Genomic DNA, 17,895 nt, shown 5'->3' with positions numbered 1-17,895 from the left:
AGTAGAGCTATGTCGCAACTGGGCTTTCATTTTAATATGGCAACCTGCATTGGCTGCAGGGCTTGTCAAATCGCCTGCAAGGATAGGAACAACTCAAAAGTCGGTGTGCTGTACCGTAAGGTGTATGACATGGAAAGCGGCATATACCCCAACCCGCGGATCGATCATTTCTCATTAGGCTGTAATCATTGCGCACAGCCCAAATGTGTGGCCAACTGCCCCGCCAATGCGCTCTACAAACGGGCTGAAGATGGGATAGTCATGCATGACAAGGCCAAATGCATTGGTTGCAAGATGTGTTTGTGGTCTTGTCCGTACGGTGTTCCGCAATATAAAGAAGATGAAGGCAAAGCAGGCAAATGTGACCTGTGTGCCGACCTTATGGCCCAAGGTGAAGAACCGGCCTGTGTGGGTGCTTGTGTTATGAGAGCACTCAATGCCGGCGAGATAGAAGAGCTGCGCAAGCAGTATGGCAATACAGCCGATATTAAAGGGCTGCCAAGCTCAGGCATGACCCGGCCGTCACTATGTATTACCACCAAGAAAAGGTAAAATGAGGAGGGTACAGTATGCATACAGAAGATTTACCATTATTAGTATTTACGCTCCTGTCCCAGTGGGCGGTGGGCACATTTCTTGTCGCGGTAGTCATCAGGCTGTGTACTGGTAAGGAAACAGCCCTAGCGGCAACCAGACTAGGCATTATGGCAGCAGGGCCGGCGGCTGTGCTGTCCTCTGTCATTGCCGCGCTGCATTTAGGCAGTCCGATGGCTGCCCCTAATGCCATGAATAACCTGGCCACTTCCTGGCTGAGCCGCGAGGGTTTGTTTACCAGTATGTTCATTGCCCTATGGTTTGTTGTATTCCTGCTGCACCGGCAAGGCAAGATCAACCGGTTGCTGGATTTGGTGACAGCCGTACTGGGGCTGGCTGCTATCTACAGTACCTCAGGTATTTACACAACCTCTGTCAAACCGGCCTGGGCCAGCCTCAATACTTATATTACTTTTTTCGGCACAACCGCGCTGCTCGGAATTACCGGGGTGGCTTTCACCAATGTGCTGGGTGCCAAAGGAGCGGCAGACCAAACTGTGATTAAGATATTCCGGGTGGCAGGCATTGTTGCGTTAGCTTGCCTGATTGTGCAGATAGCCTATCTGCCTGTGTACTTTGCGGTCTTGGCCGCCGGTGATGCTGCGGCACAGGCGACAGTAACGCTCTTAGGCGGCAGCTTCGCTCTGGCTGTTGCGCTGAAATGGATGTTGGCTTTGGGCGGCAGTGCCATATTCTTGTATTCTCTTTATAATCCGACCAAGGTTGCTGCCGAAATGCCCAAGAATGCTGTTTTTTTGGCAGCCGGTTTAATCCTGGTTGGTGAAATTATTGGGCGTTATATCTTCTACGCTACGGCAATCACTACCACGGTCGGTCTATAATATGTGCGGATAAATTGCTATGACTTATACACAGGACGGCTATCAAATTACCCGGCATGTTTGTCCCCGCAATTGCTATGATGCCTGCGGCATGCTGGCCTATGTCCGCAACGGTGTTTTGGAAAAGGTTACCGGTGATCCGGCGCACGGCTATACGAACGGAAAATTGTGCGCCAAAGGTCAAACCTACATCCGGCGGGTTTACAGCCCGGAGCGGCTTCGCTATCCGATGCGCCAACTTGGGCGTGGGTCAGGGCGTTGGGAACGGTTGACCTGGAACGAGGCAATGGCCATTATCTGTGAAAAAATCCTGGACATAAAAGATCGATATGGTTCTACCTTACCGCTTTGTCTGAATAAGTATTCCGGCAACATGGGAATTCTCCACAATGCTGTGGAGGGGATGTTCAATAGTTTAGGCCCGACTACTCAGGCCAAAGGGTCATCATGCTGGGCGGCAGGCATCGATGCGCAGTTGTACGATTTAGGCCGGAATGTTAATTCAGACCCTGAGGAAATGGCCAAGGCCAGGCTGATAATTCTCTGGGGTGTAAATCCGGCTTGGACCGCCATCCACTCATTGCCGTATATTTACCAGGCACAGGCTAATGGCGCAAAGGTTATTGTCATTGACCCAATTTACACGCAAACGGCGCGCAAGGCAGATTATTTTGTGCAGATTAGCCCGGGGAAGGATGGCGCTTTAGCCTTGGCGTTGGCAAAAGAACTATGCGCCAGCGGCAAGCTTGACCAGGATTTTATTGACAATTATACGCTGGGTTGGCCGGAGTTTCGGGAATACCTCTCGGCATTAGACCGTGATTACCTTGCAGACCAATGCGGCCAGCATCGGGAAGCAATAAAAGAGCTGGCAGCTATGATTACCAGCTTCGGTCCTGTCTTTGTCTGGGTTGGCTTTGGTCTGCAGCGCCATGTCAACGGCGGCCAAAGCTTGCGGGCCATTGACGCGTTGGCTGCCATGACCGGCAATATTGGCACTGCCGGCAGCGGCGTTCAATATGCGCAAAGAATGACACAGTGTTTTAATTATAAGTTTCTCAACAGCCCTGCTGGCACCAGGTATATCAATATGAATGAATTCGCCCGGGAACTGGGGAGTCTCAATGAGCCGCCGGTTAAGTTGCTCTGGGTGGCTTGCCGTAATTTGATGACGCAAGATGTGGCAAGCAGCATGTTGGTCAAAGAGCTTGAAAAGCTGGAATTGATTGTTACGGTGGAACAATTTCTTACACCTACGACCCACTATTCTGATATTGTTTTGCCGACAACTACCCACTTTGAAGAGCTGGATGTGGTTTCCGGCTATTGGCATCATTGGATTGGTTTAAATGAGCAAGCCATTCCGCCATTTTTCGATTCCAAGAGCGACCTTGAAATTGCCCGGCTGTTAGCTGGAACGTTAAATCAGTACCGGGAAGGCAGCAGTTCTTTTCCGCTTGACAAATCACCGGCCGACTTTTTGGATAGCGAATTTAACGAGAACGTGTATACCCTGCTCGGGATTAGTCACTGGTCAGAATTGGGCACCGGGCCAAGACGGGCAGCTATTGCGCGAACGGCTTGGCAGGATAAGCGCTTTGCGACCAACTCAGGCAAGTTTGAGTTTTTTTCGACTAAGGCGCTGGCTAACGGCCTAACGGCATTGCCTGAATATAGACCAGGGGCTGTGCCTGATGGTACGTATCCGTATTGGTTCATAACCTCACACGCGCAGCAGGGACTTAACTCGCAATTTCAGAATATCACAGCCTGGCCTAAAGCGTCGGAACAAATGGTATTCATCAATCCCGAGACGGCGGCGCAGAAAGGCTTAGTAAATGGACAGCAGATAAGAGTATACAATAGCATGGGGGCAATAACTCTCAAAGCTTGTATTTCCCAGGATATACCGCCAGATGTATTAGTTTGCCACCAAGGCTGGCGACCGGGAAAAGATAGCAGCCTTAACGCCTTAAACGCAGGTCTGCCGACAGATATGGGGGATATAGGCACAGGCTATAAGGGTCTCGCTTTCTATGATGTTTTTGTGGATTTCGAGCCGGTATAGTTTTTAAAAGAAAGGCACTAGGTAAAATGAAGGTTGTAATTGATGCGCAAAAGTGTGTAAATAAACGTTTTGCCAGGGTAAAATGTACTGATTGCAGGGATAGTTGCCCGGCTAAATGCATTAATGAGACATTGGAAATAGGAAACCATTGTACCAATTGCGGCCTCTGTCTTGCCGTCTGTCCGGCTGAGGCAATCGGCGGAGTCAGTTATTCTGTAGAAGCTGTACAGCAACTATTCACCAGTCAGGAGCCCATAAGACTAATCTGCCAACGCTGTCAACCTGACAGTTTGTGGCCTTGCTTGGGCTTTTTAGATCCGACCTTGCTCTTGGCGCTTGTATTTTCGGCTGAGGATGGCAGGCGGGAAGTTGCAATCTACCAGGAGGAATGCAGGCAGTGCTGTGATGAGATTGCCGAGCATCTCGTAAGGACGGTAGCGGAAGCTAACCGGCTTATGGGCTCCGGTACGCCAAGGATTGTGAATGCCAAACAAAAATTTGACGGCTTGGCGCCAAAAGCGGTTTCACGCCGTGAATTTTTCGCCAAGCTTTGGGAATCGTCTGTTTCGACAATTAGGGACATTGCCTTTGCGACTGCCGAAGAAATGCGGCCAATTCCGCGCCGAGATTTATTTAGCAAGAGTGGTATTGCTCAGTTGCATCAAAGTGAGCTATACAATCAGACAACTTTTAAAAAACTTGCTGTCGGGAAAAAATGCAATACCTGCGGCCTGTGTGCCAAAGTGTGCAGTGCGGGTGCGATTGCTACTGCTTCTAAGGAGGGTATCTTCAAAATTAGGCATAACCCGGCTAGGTGTAAAAACTGCGGTGTTTGTGCTGTGCTTTGTCCTCAGGGAGCAATCTCGCTATTGCCGGCAAGCTTGTTAGCCGAGACTATTGTAGGGCTGTTTAACATGCCGGTCTGCCAAGATTGCGGCCGGAAATATCAGCCGGTGGGCAACGCGGGCGTTTGCAGCGACTGTATGCAGAAGTCCAGAATTTTTTCTTCCTAATTATATGCTGCTTTTATTTCTATGAGCGCAATCTTGACATAAATACTACCATTTATTATAATTATTCATAATCCCTATTTATGAGATGGAGTTTGGTTCTATTGAGTAAAATCAAAGAAAACCCTGGCTGGCAACATACTATTACTCCATTCATATTGTCTGGAGGGAAAAGCCGGCGAATGGGGAGAAATAAATCTTTTGTAAGACTGGGCGGCAGGCCGTTAATCGAAATTGTTGCCGGGAAAGTGGCCGACATTTTCCAGCAGAAACCGGTGATTATTACCAATCATCCGGAGGAATACTCTTATTTAGGGTGTAACATGATTGGTGACATTGTCAAAGATAAAGGCCCGTTAGGCGGCATCCATGCAGGGCTGATTAGTTCACCTACACCTTATATATTTGTTTTTGCCTGTGACATGCCTTTTATCGAAAAAGCCTTTATCCACTATATGATGAACCGGTTAGCAGGGGAAGATATTCTTATTCCGCATAACGGGGAAAGTGTAGAGCCTTTGCACGCAATATATTCAAAGCAGTGCATAGCGGCTATTGAGCTTCATCTTCATAAAGATCATTGCTGTGTTCAATCTTTTTTTCAAGATGTAAATATCGCCTATGTTGAGCAACCTGAGATGACTGGGCTGAATATCCTGGATCATTATTTCTTAAATGTGAATACAGTGGAAGATTTAACAGCAGCTGAGCGTTACCTTGTGCAGTCGCGTGATAACCTCAAATCTTGACATGGTTTACTTTAAACAGGTATAATAAAAACCAATTACATACAATAACGGCGAAGAATGGAAAAGTAGGCTGATGCGCCTGTTTTAGAGAGGGAACCCGAGGCTGGAAGGTTTCTCTGTGTGCAAGCTGAAGGTCATCCAGGAGCCGCCCCGCTGAACCGATTTAGTAGGCGTGGCCGATTGCCCCGTTACGGCAGAGCAAGTGTTCGGTTTTGGCCGAAAATCAAGGTGGTACCGCGGAAGTTAATTCTTTTCGTCCTTATAGTGGATGAAAAGAATTTTTTTATTCTAACAAAAATTATAATTTTTGCGCGCCTCAGCGGTTTTTTCTTGTTTAAATTATAGCAGCAATAACTCTGACGCCAGTTTATGCGCAAACATATATTCAAGGAGGACATATGGAACAGAAGAACAATATTCCAACCGTTTATGACCCACAGGCCGTTGAGGCCAAATGGTATGCATTCTGGGAAGAAAATAACTTATTTCATGCCAAAACAGATCCAAATAAACAGCCTTTCAGCATTGTTATTCCGCCGCCCAATGTTACCGGACAATTACATATGGGCCATGCCCTGGATAACACCTTGCAGGATATTCTTATCCGGTTTAAGCGGCTGCAGGGGTATGATACGCTGTGGATGCCGGGTACCGACCACGCAGGGATTGCCACCCAGATAAAGGTGGAAGAAATGCTGGCCCAGGAGGGGAAAACCCGCTATGATTTAGGGCGCGAAACCTTTATTGACAGGGTATGGGACTGGAAAGCCCAGTACGGCAGCCGCATCATCAATCAACTCAAGCGTTTGGGTGCTTCCTGTGATTGGCAGCGTGAGCGCTTTACCATGGATGAGGGCTGCTCAGAGGCCGTCCGTGAAGTATTTGTCAGCTTGTATGAGCAAGGGCTTATTTACCAGGGTAACCGTATCACCAACTGGTGCCCGCGCTGTAATACGGCACTTAGTGATATTGAGGTAGAGCATGAGGAGCAGCCGGGTAATTTGTATCATGTCCGTTATTCGGTAGAAGGTGCTGACGGCGAGTATGTAACTGTTGCCACTACCCGGCCGGAAACCATCCTGGGAGACAGCGGAGTGGCTGTGCATCCTGAGGATGCCAGGTATAAACATTTGCTGGGGAAATATCTGGTGCTGCCGCTGGTAGGCCGTCGTCTGCCAATTGTGGCTGATGAATATGTTGACCCTTCCTTTGGTACAGGTGCGGTAAAGGTGACGCCGGCGCATGATCCCAATGACTTTGACATGGGACTAAGGCACAAGCTTCCCGAAATTATTGTTATGAATCCTGACGGCACCATGGCCGCAGATACCGGTAAATATGCCGGCATGGACCGCTATGAATGCCGTAAGGCGCTTGTTGAGGACCTCAAAGCTCAGGACTATCTTGTAAAAATTGACGAACACAATCACGCTGTCGGCCATTGCCAGCGCTGCAGCACAATTGTTGAGCCGCTGGTATCGAAACAGTGGTTTGTCAAGATGGAGCCGCTGGCCAAACCGGCGATTGAGGCGGTAACTTCAGGCAGCATTCAATTTGTACCTGAGCGTTTTACTAAAACTTACACCAATTGGCTGGAGAACATCAGGGACTGGTGTATTTCCCGTCAGATTTGGTGGGGTCACCGGATTCCGGCCTGGTATTGTGATTGTGGCGAAGTTACCGTATCCCGGGATGACATTACCGCCTGCCCCAAGTGTGGCGGCAGTGTTGAACAAGACCCCGATGTGCTGGATACTTGGTTTAGTTCGGCGTTATGGCCGTTTTCCACCATGGGCTGGCCGGAAAATACCGCCGAGTTAAAACAATTTTATCCGACCAGTGTACTGGTGACAGGCTATGATATTATTTTCTTCTGGGTTGCCAGAATGATCATGATGGGACTGAAGTTTCAGGAGGATATTCCTTTCCGGCATGTCTTTATTCATGGTCTGGTACGTGATAGTCAGGGACGGAAGATGAGTAAATCGCTCGGTAACGGTATTGACCCGTTAGACGTGATAGATAAATACGGTGCCGATACCTTGCGCTTTATGCTGGTAACCGGCAACACGCCTGGTAATGATATGCGTTTTTACTGGGAACGGGTAGAGTCCAGCCGGAACTTTGCCAACAAGATTTGGAATGCTTCGCGGTTTGTGCTGATGAACCTGGAAGGCTTTGACCCGGCATTTGTACCAGATGCCAAAGCCTTTACCCTTGCCGACAAATGGATTTTGAGCCGTTATAACCAGACGGTGGCGGATGTTACCCGCAATCTGGAAAGGTTTGAGCTGGGGGAAGCTGCCCGCATGGTATATGAGTTCATCTGGGACGAGTTCTGTGACTGGTATATTGAGTTGGCCAAAGGCCGTCTTTATAATAAGGAAGATGCTGAAAGCCGCAAAGTGGCCCAGTATGTTCTCAGTTATATATTAGGTAATACGCTAACCCTGCTTCATCCCTTTATGCCCTTTATCACCGAAGCCATCTGGCAGAGCCTGCCGCACCAGGGGCTTAGTATTATGACCAATAGCTGGCCGGTGGAAGACACAAAACTGTCTTACCCTCAGGATGAGCAGCTTATGGGTATTTTGATGGAAGTAATTAAAGCGGTGCGCAATATGCGGGCCGAAGTCAATGTGCCACCGGGGAAAAAGAGTGAGGTTATTTTAAAGATTGCCGCTGCTGAGCTTAAAACCCGGCTTGAAGCCAATAGTGACTATATCAGAATATTGGCTGCCGCCGAGCCGGTGACAATTCTTGCCATTGATGCCGCCACACCGGAGAACGCTATGACCGCAGTGGCAAATGGCGTGGAGATTTACCTGCCGCTTAAGGGACTGATTGATGTTGAGAAAGAAACAGCCCGGCTAAACAAAGAAATGGTCAGTCTGGACAAAGAACTTTCCCGTATTGCCGGCAAACTTGATAACCCTGCCTTTACCGCCAAAGCTCCTGCAGAGGTTATTGAGAAAGAAAAGACCAAACAAACTGAGTATCTGGAAAAACAGGCAGCCATTAAAGAGCGCCTGGCCTATTTAGCCCAATTGTAGCAAGTGCCTGTAGTCTGCCAAGTCTAAAGACGTAGGATGAATAGAACACTGCGGATTTGGGCTTGGTGGACTACTAGTACCCTTATATTAATATGGAGGTGCAGCATATGACTTATGAAGAAACGTTAGCCTACCTCGAAAACCTGAGTAAATTCGGCATTAATCTGGGAATGGACCGGATTGAGCGGCTCCTGGAACTCATGCAACAGCCCCAGCGCCGCTTTAAAACCATCCATGTTACCGGTACAAACGGCAAAGGTTCCACAACCGCCATGCTGGCAGCCATGCTGTCGGCCAGCGGGATAAAAACCGGTATGTACACGTCGCCGCATCTTACCGACTATCCTGAACGGATGAAAATCAATGGACAGGAAATTACCAGGGAAGCCTTTGCTCAAGCGCTTACTTATACGAGCACCTTTGTTGAACAAATGCTGACAGAAGGTTTTGAACAGCCGACTGAGTTTGAAGTACTTACTGCCGCCGCTTTTTACTATTTTGCGGCAGCAGGTGTCGAATATGCGGTTATTGAAGTGGGACTGGGCGGCCTCTTGGATTCAACCAATGTAATTATTCCCGAAATTTCAGTTATTACCAATGTCACCCTGGAGCATACTGACCGTTGCGGCTCGACGATTGCCGATGTCGCCCGCCATAAGGCCGGTATCATAAAAGACGGTGTGCCGGTTGTGACTGCCGCTAAAGGTGAGGCGCTGGCCTTCATTAAGCAGACGGCAGCAGAAAAAGGTGCTAAAGTTTATGTTAAAGATGAGCATTTTACCGGCGAGTTTAAGGGCCTGGCAAATAGCAGACAGCAGGTAGCTATTGAGGCTGGCAAATTTGGCAAAATAGAGGCTGAGCTTAATCTTATTGGCTGTCATCAGGTGGAAAACAGCGCTGTGGCAGTTACCACTGCGTTGATTTTGGGAGCTAATGATACCCGCATTACGCCACAGGCGGTAAAAGCGGCATTGGCGGCGGTTCTTTGGCCGGGGCGGTTCGAAATAGTTCCCGGCACTCCTGTTCTGATCATCGACGGTGCCCATAATCCCGATGGCGCACGGGTGCTTCGCCAAAATCTTGATCAGGTATTTCCGGGCAAGGATATCACCTTTGCTTTAGGCATCTTGCGCGATAAGGACGTATCAGGCATTATTTGTGAGCTTATCCGCCCAACAGATACGGTTGTTACCGTTCAGCCGCTTTCCTACCGGGCGGCGACACCGGAGGAAATTGCCCGGGAAATAGAGGCGCGCCATGTGGAAGCAGCTGCCACCATTGAGTCGGGTATTGACCGGGCTAAGGAGCTGGCCGGTGCTGAGGGGATTGTTTGTGTAGCCGGTTCACTGTATCTCATTGGCGAAGCCCGTCAGATTATCTTTAAAAAGTAGACAAATATGACAGAATTGTATATAATAATTACTGGCGCTTGGGTGTGATTTCAAGCGCCAGTAGTTTTTAGAACCGTAGGTGAAGTGGTGCATATTGCATATTCGTTTAATAGCCAAACCCAATACCGGCTGGATTACCTGATTGAACACTGTATTTTGGCAATGGTCTTCTGCTTACCCTTATCGCTGGATGCCGCCACTCTGTTTTTAGGAATGGGAACAGCCTTATGGGTTGGCAAGATGATAGTAACCAGAAAACTGTGGTTCAAACGCACCCCTTTTGATGAACTTATCCTGCTTTTCGTCATTTTATCTGCTGCTTCTATTGCCGTATCGCCTGACAGAAATTTTAGCTTTTACAACTATTACCACTTAATGGGGCGCTACATAGTCAGTTACTATCTTGTTGTTAACAATCTGCATTCACTGCGTCAACTGCAGCGACTGGTTTGGTCGGTGCTGATTTCGGCTGTACTGGTTGCTTTCTATGGATTTCATCAATACATTCAGGGAGTGGATATATCCACCTTTCACTGGGTGGATGGCGAGCAGTTTCCTGATCTTAAAATCAGGGTATTTTCCACACTGCAAAACCCGAATCTGCTGGCCGGCTTCCTGGTTGTGGTGATGTCGCTGGCTGTTGGTTTAGGATTGCATACAGAATCAATGCCGGGAAAATTACTGTTATTTGCGCTTGCTGCTGTCTTTGGGGCGTGTTTGGTGCTTACCTACTCTCGCGGTGCCTGGCTGAGTGTTTTAGCCGTTGCTGCCATCTGTGCTCATTTATACAACCGCAAGGTACTGTGGCTATTTTTAATCATTCCGCTGATTGCATTTTTTGGCCATGATGCAGTGATGGAACGGCTGCTGTCTGTCTTGAATCCCACAGACACTTCCTCGACACTGCGGATTGCACTATGGGAAAGCACACTGGCTATGATCATGGACAAGCCTTTGCTGGGTATCGGTTGGGGAGCTTATTGGCAGGTATACCCGGAATATGACTTTTTTTTAAATAATCCTGACGCCCGGATTGTTCATGCTCATAATATGTATCTGCACATTGCGGCAGAGATCGGAATTCCCGGTCTGTTGGCCTTTTTGGCAATTATTTTTGGTCACGCCAAAAAAGCCGTTGATATTTTAAGCAAGACCAGCAATCGCATGATAGCCGGGATTATATTCGGAGTAATGGCAGCTGTCTTAGGTTTAGTGCTCAATGGTTTCACCGATTATATTATGTTTAATGTGCAGCTGTCGATGTTGTTCTGGCTGCTCAATGCCATCATTATTGTTGTGTGGGAAGGCAATTATCGTTATAATTGAGCGAATCTTATCGACCATTAAGCAAACGGCAGCCTGAACTTGTTGAGGTTGCTGTTTGGGTTTACAATAATTCCCACAAGAATTTTTTGGAAAAAACTAATTATTTTGCAATTTGCAGCAGGATTTATAATACGCAACGCGAATATACAAAAATATTAGTGGAACTTTCGACAATGAGGGGCATCCCCTTAATTTTTTCTTGTAAGTTTTGTGAAATTTCGCACAAACATCAAATTTGGCTCATGGAGGTGCCGTAGTGAAACTGGCACAAGTAAGAAATGTGTTGGATGCCGAGGTACTCTGCGGAATGGAATGGCTTGATCGAGAAGCAAAAAGCGCATGTGGCGCAGACCTGATGAGTGATGTTTTGGCCTTTACCAAAGAACAAGCACTTTTGTTAACAGGCCTGACAAACATTCAAGTAATTCGTACTGCTGAAATGAGCGACTTAGTAGCCATATTATTTGTACGGGGAAAACGGCCGGGACCAGAAGTAATTGCATTGGCCGAAATTATGGAAATACCTTTGTTATCGACAGACCGGCAAATGTATGAAGCCTGCGGCATTCTGTACAAAGACGGGCTCAAGGGAAGTTCGCAAAAGGAGGAAACTCCGTGCTTCCACAACCGGGAATAGTCTTAGAATTTAGATTAGTAGGCGCCGATTTTGAAGGCGCCGGTGAAGCATCCAGCAAAATTAAACGTACCTTGCAGCAACTGGGGGTACGTCCGGAGATCATCAGGCGAATTGCTGTCAGTGCCTATGAAGCAGAGATGAACGTAATTATTCATGCTTTACGGGGTGTTATCCGGGCTGAGATTTATTCTGACCGAACTGCATTGACAGTTGATGATGAAGGTCCGGGGATTCCTAATATTGACCTTGCCATGCGGGCCGGGTATTCTACCGCTCCTGATCATATTCGCGAAATGGGTTTTGGTGCAGGAATGGGGTTACCCAATATGGCGCGCTGTACAGATGAATTTGACATCCAAACCGATCTAGGAAAGGGAACAAAGCTTAGTATGGTCATTTACCACTGAAATAAGTGTGTATTTTATAGATTGAGTGGTGAAAGTGATGGAAGCGCGTTTTCACTCAGTGCGGTTAATGTCGGAACGGTGCCAGGGCTGTGTAAATTGCACGAAACGCTGTCCAACGGAAGCTATCCGCATCCGTGGCGGCAAAGCCCAGATAACCTCTTCCCGCTGTATTGATTGCGGTGAATGTATCCGGCATTGTTCTGCTCACGCTAAAACGGCCGTGACTGATGATTTAAGCGACCTGAAAAAATTTAAACATAATATTGCTTTGCCTGCGCCGTCCCTTTATGGTCAGTTTAACCCTGAGATTCCGGTTAGAGCCATTTTGTCAGGCTTATTAAAACTGGGATTTGACGAAGTATTTGAAGTAGCTCACGGAGCAGAAATTATCTCACTGGCAATTAGAGATTACATGAAGCGCACTGATATTGCCCGTCCGGCCATTTCCTCGGCTTGCCCGGCTATTGTCAGACTGATTCAGGTCAAATTTCCTGAGATTATTAATCATATCGTACCTTTTGACGCTCCTGTCGAGGTGGCCGGAAGATTGGCCAGGGCCGAGGCTGAGCGGCTCTATGGTCTTGATCCGAAAGATATTGGCATCTGGTTCATTACCCCGTGTCCGGCGAAAATGACCGCAGTATATCAGCCTCTTGGCACAGAAACATCCAGTATTAGCGGTGCCATTGCCATCAGTAAAATATATCATGATTTATTTAAAGTGGTAACCGCCGATGTCCAAGACGCCCGCCGTCAAGCTTCCTGGCTGGGTGTCGGCTGGGCAGTGTCGGGTGGCGAGACCGCTGCTGTAGGTGTGGATAATGTACTGGTAGTAGACGGCATTTACCAGGTTATCAATGTGCTGGAGCAAGTTGCCTTAGGTAAACTCAAAGATGTTGACTATATTGAAGTATTGGCCTGTACCGGCGGCTGTGTAGGCGGAGCCCTGACGGTGGAAAATCGTTATGTAGCCGAACACCGGATGAAACAGCGAATTGAAAAGAAAAAAATGCTAGACCCCAAGCTTGGCAGACTGCCACGCACCGATTACTCAGAATTCGAACTGGGGGTGGCCGGGCGGCGGGCGATTGAACCTAAACCGGTATTGCGGCTTGATGCCGATATTTCTAAAGCAATGTCCAAAATCGAAATCATGGATGCAACGTTAAAATGCTTGCCTGGTCTTGATTGCGGTTCCTGTGGCTCGCCTAACTGCAAAGCGTTGGCTGAAGATATTGCCCAGGGATGTGCTAGTCTGACCGATTGTGTATTCATCTTGCGCAACAAAGTGCGGGATTTGGCATATGAAATGGTTAACCTGGCTGCCAAGCTGCCGCCACCGCTTGATAAAGATCAGGATGATCAAGAGGAGCAAGCTGAATAGTTAAATTAGCAAATCAGTATTGGGAGGAGTATTTGTGACTGTACAAGAGATAGCGGACGCGTTGTCGCTAACAGTAGTATCAGGCCAGTCCAACCTCAACAAAAAAATCAGCGGCGGGTATACGTCTGATCTGCTGAGCAATGTCATGGGTCAGGCGCAGGCTGGTAATGTATGGGTTACTATGCAAGGTCACCAGAATATTGTGGCTGTGGCGTTACTGGTGGGATTGACGGCGATTATTGTTGCCGGTGGCGTGGAGCCTGATCAGGATGCTTTGCGCAAAGCGTCGACAGAAGAAATCGTTATCCTTACCACACCACTGACTGCATATGAAGTGGTTGGTCGTTTATACCAGCTGGGTATAAAGGGAGAATGATCAGGCGGTTTGTGGCCGATCTTCATGTACATACACTTTTGTCGCCCTGTGCTGCCATTGAAATGACGCCGCGTAACATTGTCTGGCACGCACAGCAGCACGGTGTTGATATCGTTGCCATTACCGATCATAACGCTTGTGATAATGTCGTGGCCGCCCTGGAGGCGGCAAAAGGTACTGATGTAACTATACTGCCGGGTATGGAAGTAGAAAGCAAAGAGGAAGTACATCTCGTTGTTTTATTCGAAAAAATGCGACAACTCAAAGCATGGGAACAATTTACCCAGCAGCATATGTCGGGGCGCCTGAATGATGCTGAACGTTTTGGCGCTCAGTTTATTGTTGACGCAGAGGATAATTTTGTCGCGGAAAAAACCGAAATGCTTTTAGCCTCGTTGACTGCAGGCGTTGCAGAAATCTCCGCCCAGGTAAAAGAGCTTGGCGGAATATGTATTGCCAGCCATGTTGACAGGCCAGTATACAGCATTATTTCACAACTAGGTTTTATTCCACCAGATGTTGAGCTAGCGGCGGTGGAAGTATCAAGGAATATGAGTGTAGAGCATGCGCCGCAGCGTATTCCCGCTATTGGCTGTCTGCCAATTATAACAGCTTCCGATGCCCATGTAATGGATGATTTTATTAGTGGTCCAAAAACTGTTTTTCATATTGAGCAACCGACATTAGCAGAAATCCGGCAGGCATTATTAGCTCAAAACTTGCGAAAGGTGGTGGTTTAGCCACTATTTACTAGCACGATAGGAACAAATGTGATTTTTCAAAGGAGGAGTTAAACATGAACAGCGACAAAGAAACTAAATGCTGCTGTGGTGGCGGTGAAGCGGGCAAGCTGGCTATGGATCAGGTAGAAGTAGTTCTTGCCAAATACCATGGTGTAAAGGGAGCTCTTATTCCGGTATTGCAGGAAGCGCAAAATGCTTATGGTTATCTGCCCAGAGAAGTTATTCAATATATTGCTGAAAAAATGGGAATTCCGGTCAGCCAGATTTACGGTGTAGTAACCTTCTACGCCCAATTCCACCTCAATCCCCGGGGTAAGAACATTATTCGCGTCTGCCAGGGGACTGCCTGCCATGTGCGCGGCGCTAAGAGCATTCTTACAGCGCTGGAAGACAGCTTGCAGGTTAAAGCCGGCGGCACCACTCCGGATCTTAAATTTACATTGGAAACCGTAGCCTGTATCGGTGCTTGTGGTTTAGCGCCAGTACTTATGGTTAATGACGATACCCATGGTCGCCTAACTCCTGAGGTGATTCCTGATTTATTGTCACAATACGCCTAGAGTTGTAGCCCATGCGTGAAATATCACTTCATATACTTGACTTGGTCCAAAATTCGATCGAAGCTGAGGCGACGTCTGTTAAACTTGAAATCATTGAAGATACAGTCAATGATCGTATGATCATCAGAGTTTCTGATAATGGCCGGGGTATGAATGAAAAAATGCGTCAATTAGTCATTGATCCTTTTATAACCACCAGGACTACCCGACGAATAGGCTTGGGATTACCGCTAATGGATATGTCGACTAAACGTTGTGACGGATATTTAGACATTAATTCCATACCGGGACAAGGTACTGTAATTGAGGCTATGTACCGGCACAGCCACTATGATAGACCGCCAATGGGAGACTTGCCGGAAACCATTAAAAGCATACTTGTCGCTAATCCGGAGTTACATTTTTTTTATTCTCATACTTTCAATGATCAAAGCCTTTCAGTTTCCTCCCAGGAGATCGCCGATATTTTGGATGGTATACCCTTAACTCAACCGGATGTGTTAATTTGGTTGGACGGGTACTTGTCAGAAAGCATAGACAATTTGTACGGAGGTGCTAAAAATGAAAACGATTGAAGATTTGAAACGTCTGCGCGAACAGCTTAAGACAAAAAACAACCTGCGCCATGACGGAGGCATTCAGGTAATTATTGGCATGGGTACTTGTGGTATCGCTGCCGGCGCAAGAAAAGTTCTGACTGCCGTATTAGATGAAATTGCCAAACGGAAGCTTGAAGATGTTAAAGTTCGCCAAACAGGTTGTATCGGTATGTGTGAACAAGAAGTGCTGCTTGACGTTGTACGTCCTGGCGAACCGAGGATAACCTACGGCAAAGTTACGCCGGCAGATGTCCCCAAAATTATTGCCGAGCATGTAGTTAATGGCAGAATCATACAAGAACTTGCTATCGGTAAAATCATCGAATAATTTTGGTAGAGTAACAGGAGGGGATCGTATGGAACATATCAGAGCGCATGTGCTCATTTGTGCCGGCACTGGCTGCGTGTCATCAGGCTCGAAAAAAGTGGAAGCCGCATTTCAGGCAGAGCTGGTTAAAAAAGGGTTGGATAAAGAAGTAAAAATTATTGAAACCGGCTGCCATGGTTTTTGTGAAATGGGCCCGCTGGTTATCATTTATCCTGAAGGTACATTCTATGTTCGGGTTCAGGAAAGCGACGTGCCTGAACTGGTGGAAACCCATCTTTACAAAGGGCGTACTGTAGAACGCTTACTATTCAAAGAGCCTAGTTCTCATGAAGCAATTCCTAGCTATAATGATATTGATTTTTATAAAAAACAAATGAGAATAGTACTGGCAAACTGTGGTCACATCAATCCTGAGGATGTTAATGAATATATAGCCGAAGGCGGTTATGAAGCTTTAGGCAAGGCTTTGGAAACTATGAAGCCTGATGAAGTTGTTGAAGAAGTTAAAAAGTCCGGGCTGAGAGGCCGGGGGGGCGGCGGCTTCCCGACTGGTATGAAATGGGGCTTTGCCCGCAGTGCACCGGGCACAAAGAAGTATGTTGTCTGTAATGCTGACGAAGGTGACCCTGGTGCATTTATGGACCGCAGCGTGCTTGAGGGCGACCCGCACCGTATTATTGAAGGCATGGCAATCTGCGGGTACGCCATTGGCGCAGATGAAGGCTATGTTTATGTTCGTGCAGAGTATCCGCTGGCCATCAAACGCCTGAGAATAGCCATTCAGCAAGCGGAAGAGCTGGGGCTGTTAGGCGAAAATATTTTAAACTCAGGCTTTAACTTCAGGCTCAAGATCAAAGAAGGCGCCGGCGCTTTTGTCTGCGGTGAAGAAACGGCGCTACTAGCTTCCATTGAAGGCAAACGCGGCATGCCGCGCCCACGTCCGCCATTCCCTGCTATTTCCGGACTGTGGGGCAAACCTACTAATATCAATAATGTTGAGACCTTTGCCAATGTGCCGCAAATTATCACCAGAGGTGCCGATTGGTACGCATCTATCGGTACGGAAAAAAGTAAAGGCACCAAGGTATTTGCCCTTACCGGCCGTATCAATAATACCGGCTTGGCTGAAGTTCCCATGGGTATTACCATGCGCGAAATTATCTATGGTATTGCCGGCGGTATTCAAGGCGGCAAGAAGTTTAAAGCAGTGCAAATCGGCGGTCCGTCCGGCGGATGTCTGCCTGAGCATATGCTGGATTTGTCGGTAGACTATGACTCACTCATTAAAGCCGGCGCCATGATGGGGTCAGGCGGTTTGGTTGTAATGGACGAAACCACCTGTATGGTTGATGTTGCGAAGTTTTTCCTGAACTTTACCCAAGCTGAATCTTGCGGCAAATGTACTCCTTGCCGTGAAGGCACCAAGCGTATGCTGGAAATCCTTACCCGGATTACCGAAGGACAAGGCCGCGAAGAGGATATTGCACTCTTAGAGTCTCTGGCCAAGAACATTAAGGCTACGGCTCTTTGCGGTTTGGGTCAAACGGCTCCCAACCCGGTGCTTTCCACCTTGCATTATTTCCGGGATGAATACGAAGCCCATATCAAAGATAAACGCTGTCCGGCCGGTGCTTGTACCAATCTGCTGGAATACAGCATTAACGATACCTGTAAAGGCTGCGGCTTGTGCAAAAAGGCATGTCCGGTGGAAGCAATCAGCGGTGAGAAGAAAGAACAGCATGCGATTGATCAGGCTATATGCATCAAATGTGGTGCCTGCTTTAGCAAATGCCCGTTCAAATCAATTGTTAAAGGATAAACTTGCCGG

At 47.7% G+C, this 17,895-nt stretch carries 17 protein-coding genes and 1 other annotated feature; all 17 genes read left to right on the top strand.

Translation table 11 applies throughout. The annotated features are described in order from the left end of the window. The first annotated feature begins 9 nt into the window (after nt 1-9). The 17 genes from GT1_RS02675 (at nt 10) to nuoF (ending at nt 17,886) form a co-directional block, all read left to right on the top strand. Nucleotides 10-552, top strand: a complete 543-nt coding sequence (locus GT1_RS02675) for a 4Fe-4S dicluster domain-containing protein (protein WP_188397178.1) — start codon at nt 10-12, stop codon at nt 550-552. A gap of 17 nt (nt 553-569) precedes the next feature. Continuing rightward, a complete protein-coding gene (locus GT1_RS02670; RefSeq protein ID WP_188397176.1) occupies nt 570-1,436 on the top strand; it encodes a DmsC/YnfH family molybdoenzyme membrane anchor subunit in 867 nt (288 codons plus the stop codon). 19 nt (nt 1,437-1,455) lie between these two features. Further along, nucleotides 1,456-3,504: a molybdopterin-dependent oxidoreductase gene (locus GT1_RS02665; protein WP_188397174.1), complete on the top strand. Its 2,049-nt coding sequence runs from the start codon at nt 1,456-1,458 to the stop codon at nt 3,502-3,504. Between the two features lie 26 nt (nt 3,505-3,530). After that, nucleotides 3,531-4,517 carry a ferredoxin family protein gene (locus GT1_RS02660; protein WP_188397172.1) on the top strand — a complete coding sequence of 329 codons (987 nt, stop codon included), beginning with the start codon at nt 3,531-3,533 and terminating at the stop codon, nt 4,515-4,517. Between the two features lie 80 nt (nt 4,518-4,597). Continuing rightward, the gene (locus GT1_RS02655) at nt 4,598-5,263 is read left to right on the top strand and encodes a molybdenum cofactor guanylyltransferase (protein WP_223226009.1); all 666 of its coding nucleotides are present in this window, start codon (nt 4,598-4,600) and stop codon (nt 5,261-5,263) included. Nucleotides 5,264-5,307: 44 nt separating this feature from the next. After that, nucleotides 5,308-5,527: a binding site (T-box leader), on the top strand. A gap of 134 nt (nt 5,528-5,661) precedes the next feature. Continuing rightward, a complete protein-coding gene (locus GT1_RS02650; protein WP_188397167.1) occupies nt 5,662-8,316 on the top strand; it encodes a valine--tRNA ligase in 2,655 nt (884 codons plus the stop codon). A gap of 107 nt (nt 8,317-8,423) precedes the next feature. After that, nucleotides 8,424-9,707 (top strand): folylpolyglutamate synthase/dihydrofolate synthase family protein, encoded by a 1,284-nt coding sequence (locus GT1_RS02645; protein ID WP_188397160.1) that lies wholly within the window; start codon nt 8,424-8,426, stop codon nt 9,705-9,707. An 84-nt stretch (nt 9,708-9,791) separates the two neighbouring features. After that, nucleotides 9,792-11,033 (top strand): O-antigen ligase, encoded by a 1,242-nt coding sequence (locus GT1_RS02640; RefSeq protein ID WP_223226008.1) that lies wholly within the window; start codon nt 9,792-9,794, stop codon nt 11,031-11,033. A gap of 256 nt (nt 11,034-11,289) precedes the next feature. After that, complete coding sequence (locus GT1_RS02635) at nt 11,290-11,670, top strand: DRTGG domain-containing protein (protein WP_075754512.1); 381 nt, start codon at nt 11,290-11,292, stop codon at nt 11,668-11,670. Then, the gene (locus GT1_RS02630) at nt 11,649-12,077 is read left to right on the top strand and encodes an ATP-binding protein (RefSeq protein ID WP_075754514.1); all 429 of its coding nucleotides are present in this window, start codon (nt 11,649-11,651) and stop codon (nt 12,075-12,077) included. The genes GT1_RS02635 and GT1_RS02630 overlap by 22 nt, the downstream gene beginning before the upstream one ends. 25 nt (nt 12,078-12,102) lie before the next feature. Further along, complete coding sequence (locus tag GT1_RS02625) at nt 12,103-13,461, top strand: [Fe-Fe] hydrogenase large subunit C-terminal domain-containing protein (protein ID WP_223226007.1); 1,359 nt, start codon at nt 12,103-12,105, stop codon at nt 13,459-13,461. Nucleotides 13,462-13,495: 34 nt separating this feature from the next. After that, nucleotides 13,496-13,837: a DRTGG domain-containing protein gene (locus tag GT1_RS02620; RefSeq protein WP_188397156.1), complete on the top strand. Its 342-nt coding sequence runs from the start codon at nt 13,496-13,498 to the stop codon at nt 13,835-13,837. After that, nucleotides 13,834-14,577, top strand: coding sequence for a PHP domain-containing protein (locus GT1_RS02615; protein ID WP_075754519.1), 744 nt, complete (start codon nt 13,834-13,836; stop codon nt 14,575-14,577). The genes GT1_RS02620 and GT1_RS02615 overlap by 4 nt, the downstream gene beginning before the upstream one ends. 56 nt (nt 14,578-14,633) lie before the next feature. Beyond that, a complete protein-coding gene (nuoE, locus tag GT1_RS02610) occupies nt 14,634-15,140 on the top strand; it encodes an NADH-quinone oxidoreductase subunit NuoE (RefSeq protein ID WP_075754521.1) in 507 nt (168 codons plus the stop codon). Between the two features lie 41 nt (nt 15,141-15,181). Continuing rightward, nucleotides 15,182-15,715 (top strand): ATP-binding protein, encoded by a 534-nt coding sequence (locus tag GT1_RS02605; protein ID WP_250726070.1) that lies wholly within the window; start codon nt 15,182-15,184, stop codon nt 15,713-15,715. Beyond that, nucleotides 15,702-16,067 (top strand): ferredoxin, encoded by a 366-nt coding sequence (locus tag GT1_RS02600; protein ID WP_075754525.1) that lies wholly within the window; start codon nt 15,702-15,704, stop codon nt 16,065-16,067. The genes GT1_RS02605 and GT1_RS02600 overlap by 14 nt, the downstream gene beginning before the upstream one ends. A 28-nt stretch (nt 16,068-16,095) precedes the next feature. Further along, on the top strand, nt 16,096-17,886 hold the full coding sequence (gene nuoF, locus GT1_RS02595) for an NADH-quinone oxidoreductase subunit NuoF (protein ID WP_075754527.1): 1,791 nt from the start codon (nt 16,096-16,098) through the stop codon (nt 17,884-17,886). Nucleotides 17,887-17,895: the final 9 nt, after the last annotated feature.

Origin of the sequence: Sporomusa sp. GT1, from assembly GCF_014634905.1 — a bacterium.
GTDB lineage: Bacteria > Bacillota > Negativicutes > Sporomusales > Sporomusaceae > Sporomusa > Sporomusa sphaeroides.
The sequence above is the reverse complement of the archived record's forward strand: the minus strand, read 5'-3'. Positions and strand labels throughout refer to the sequence as shown.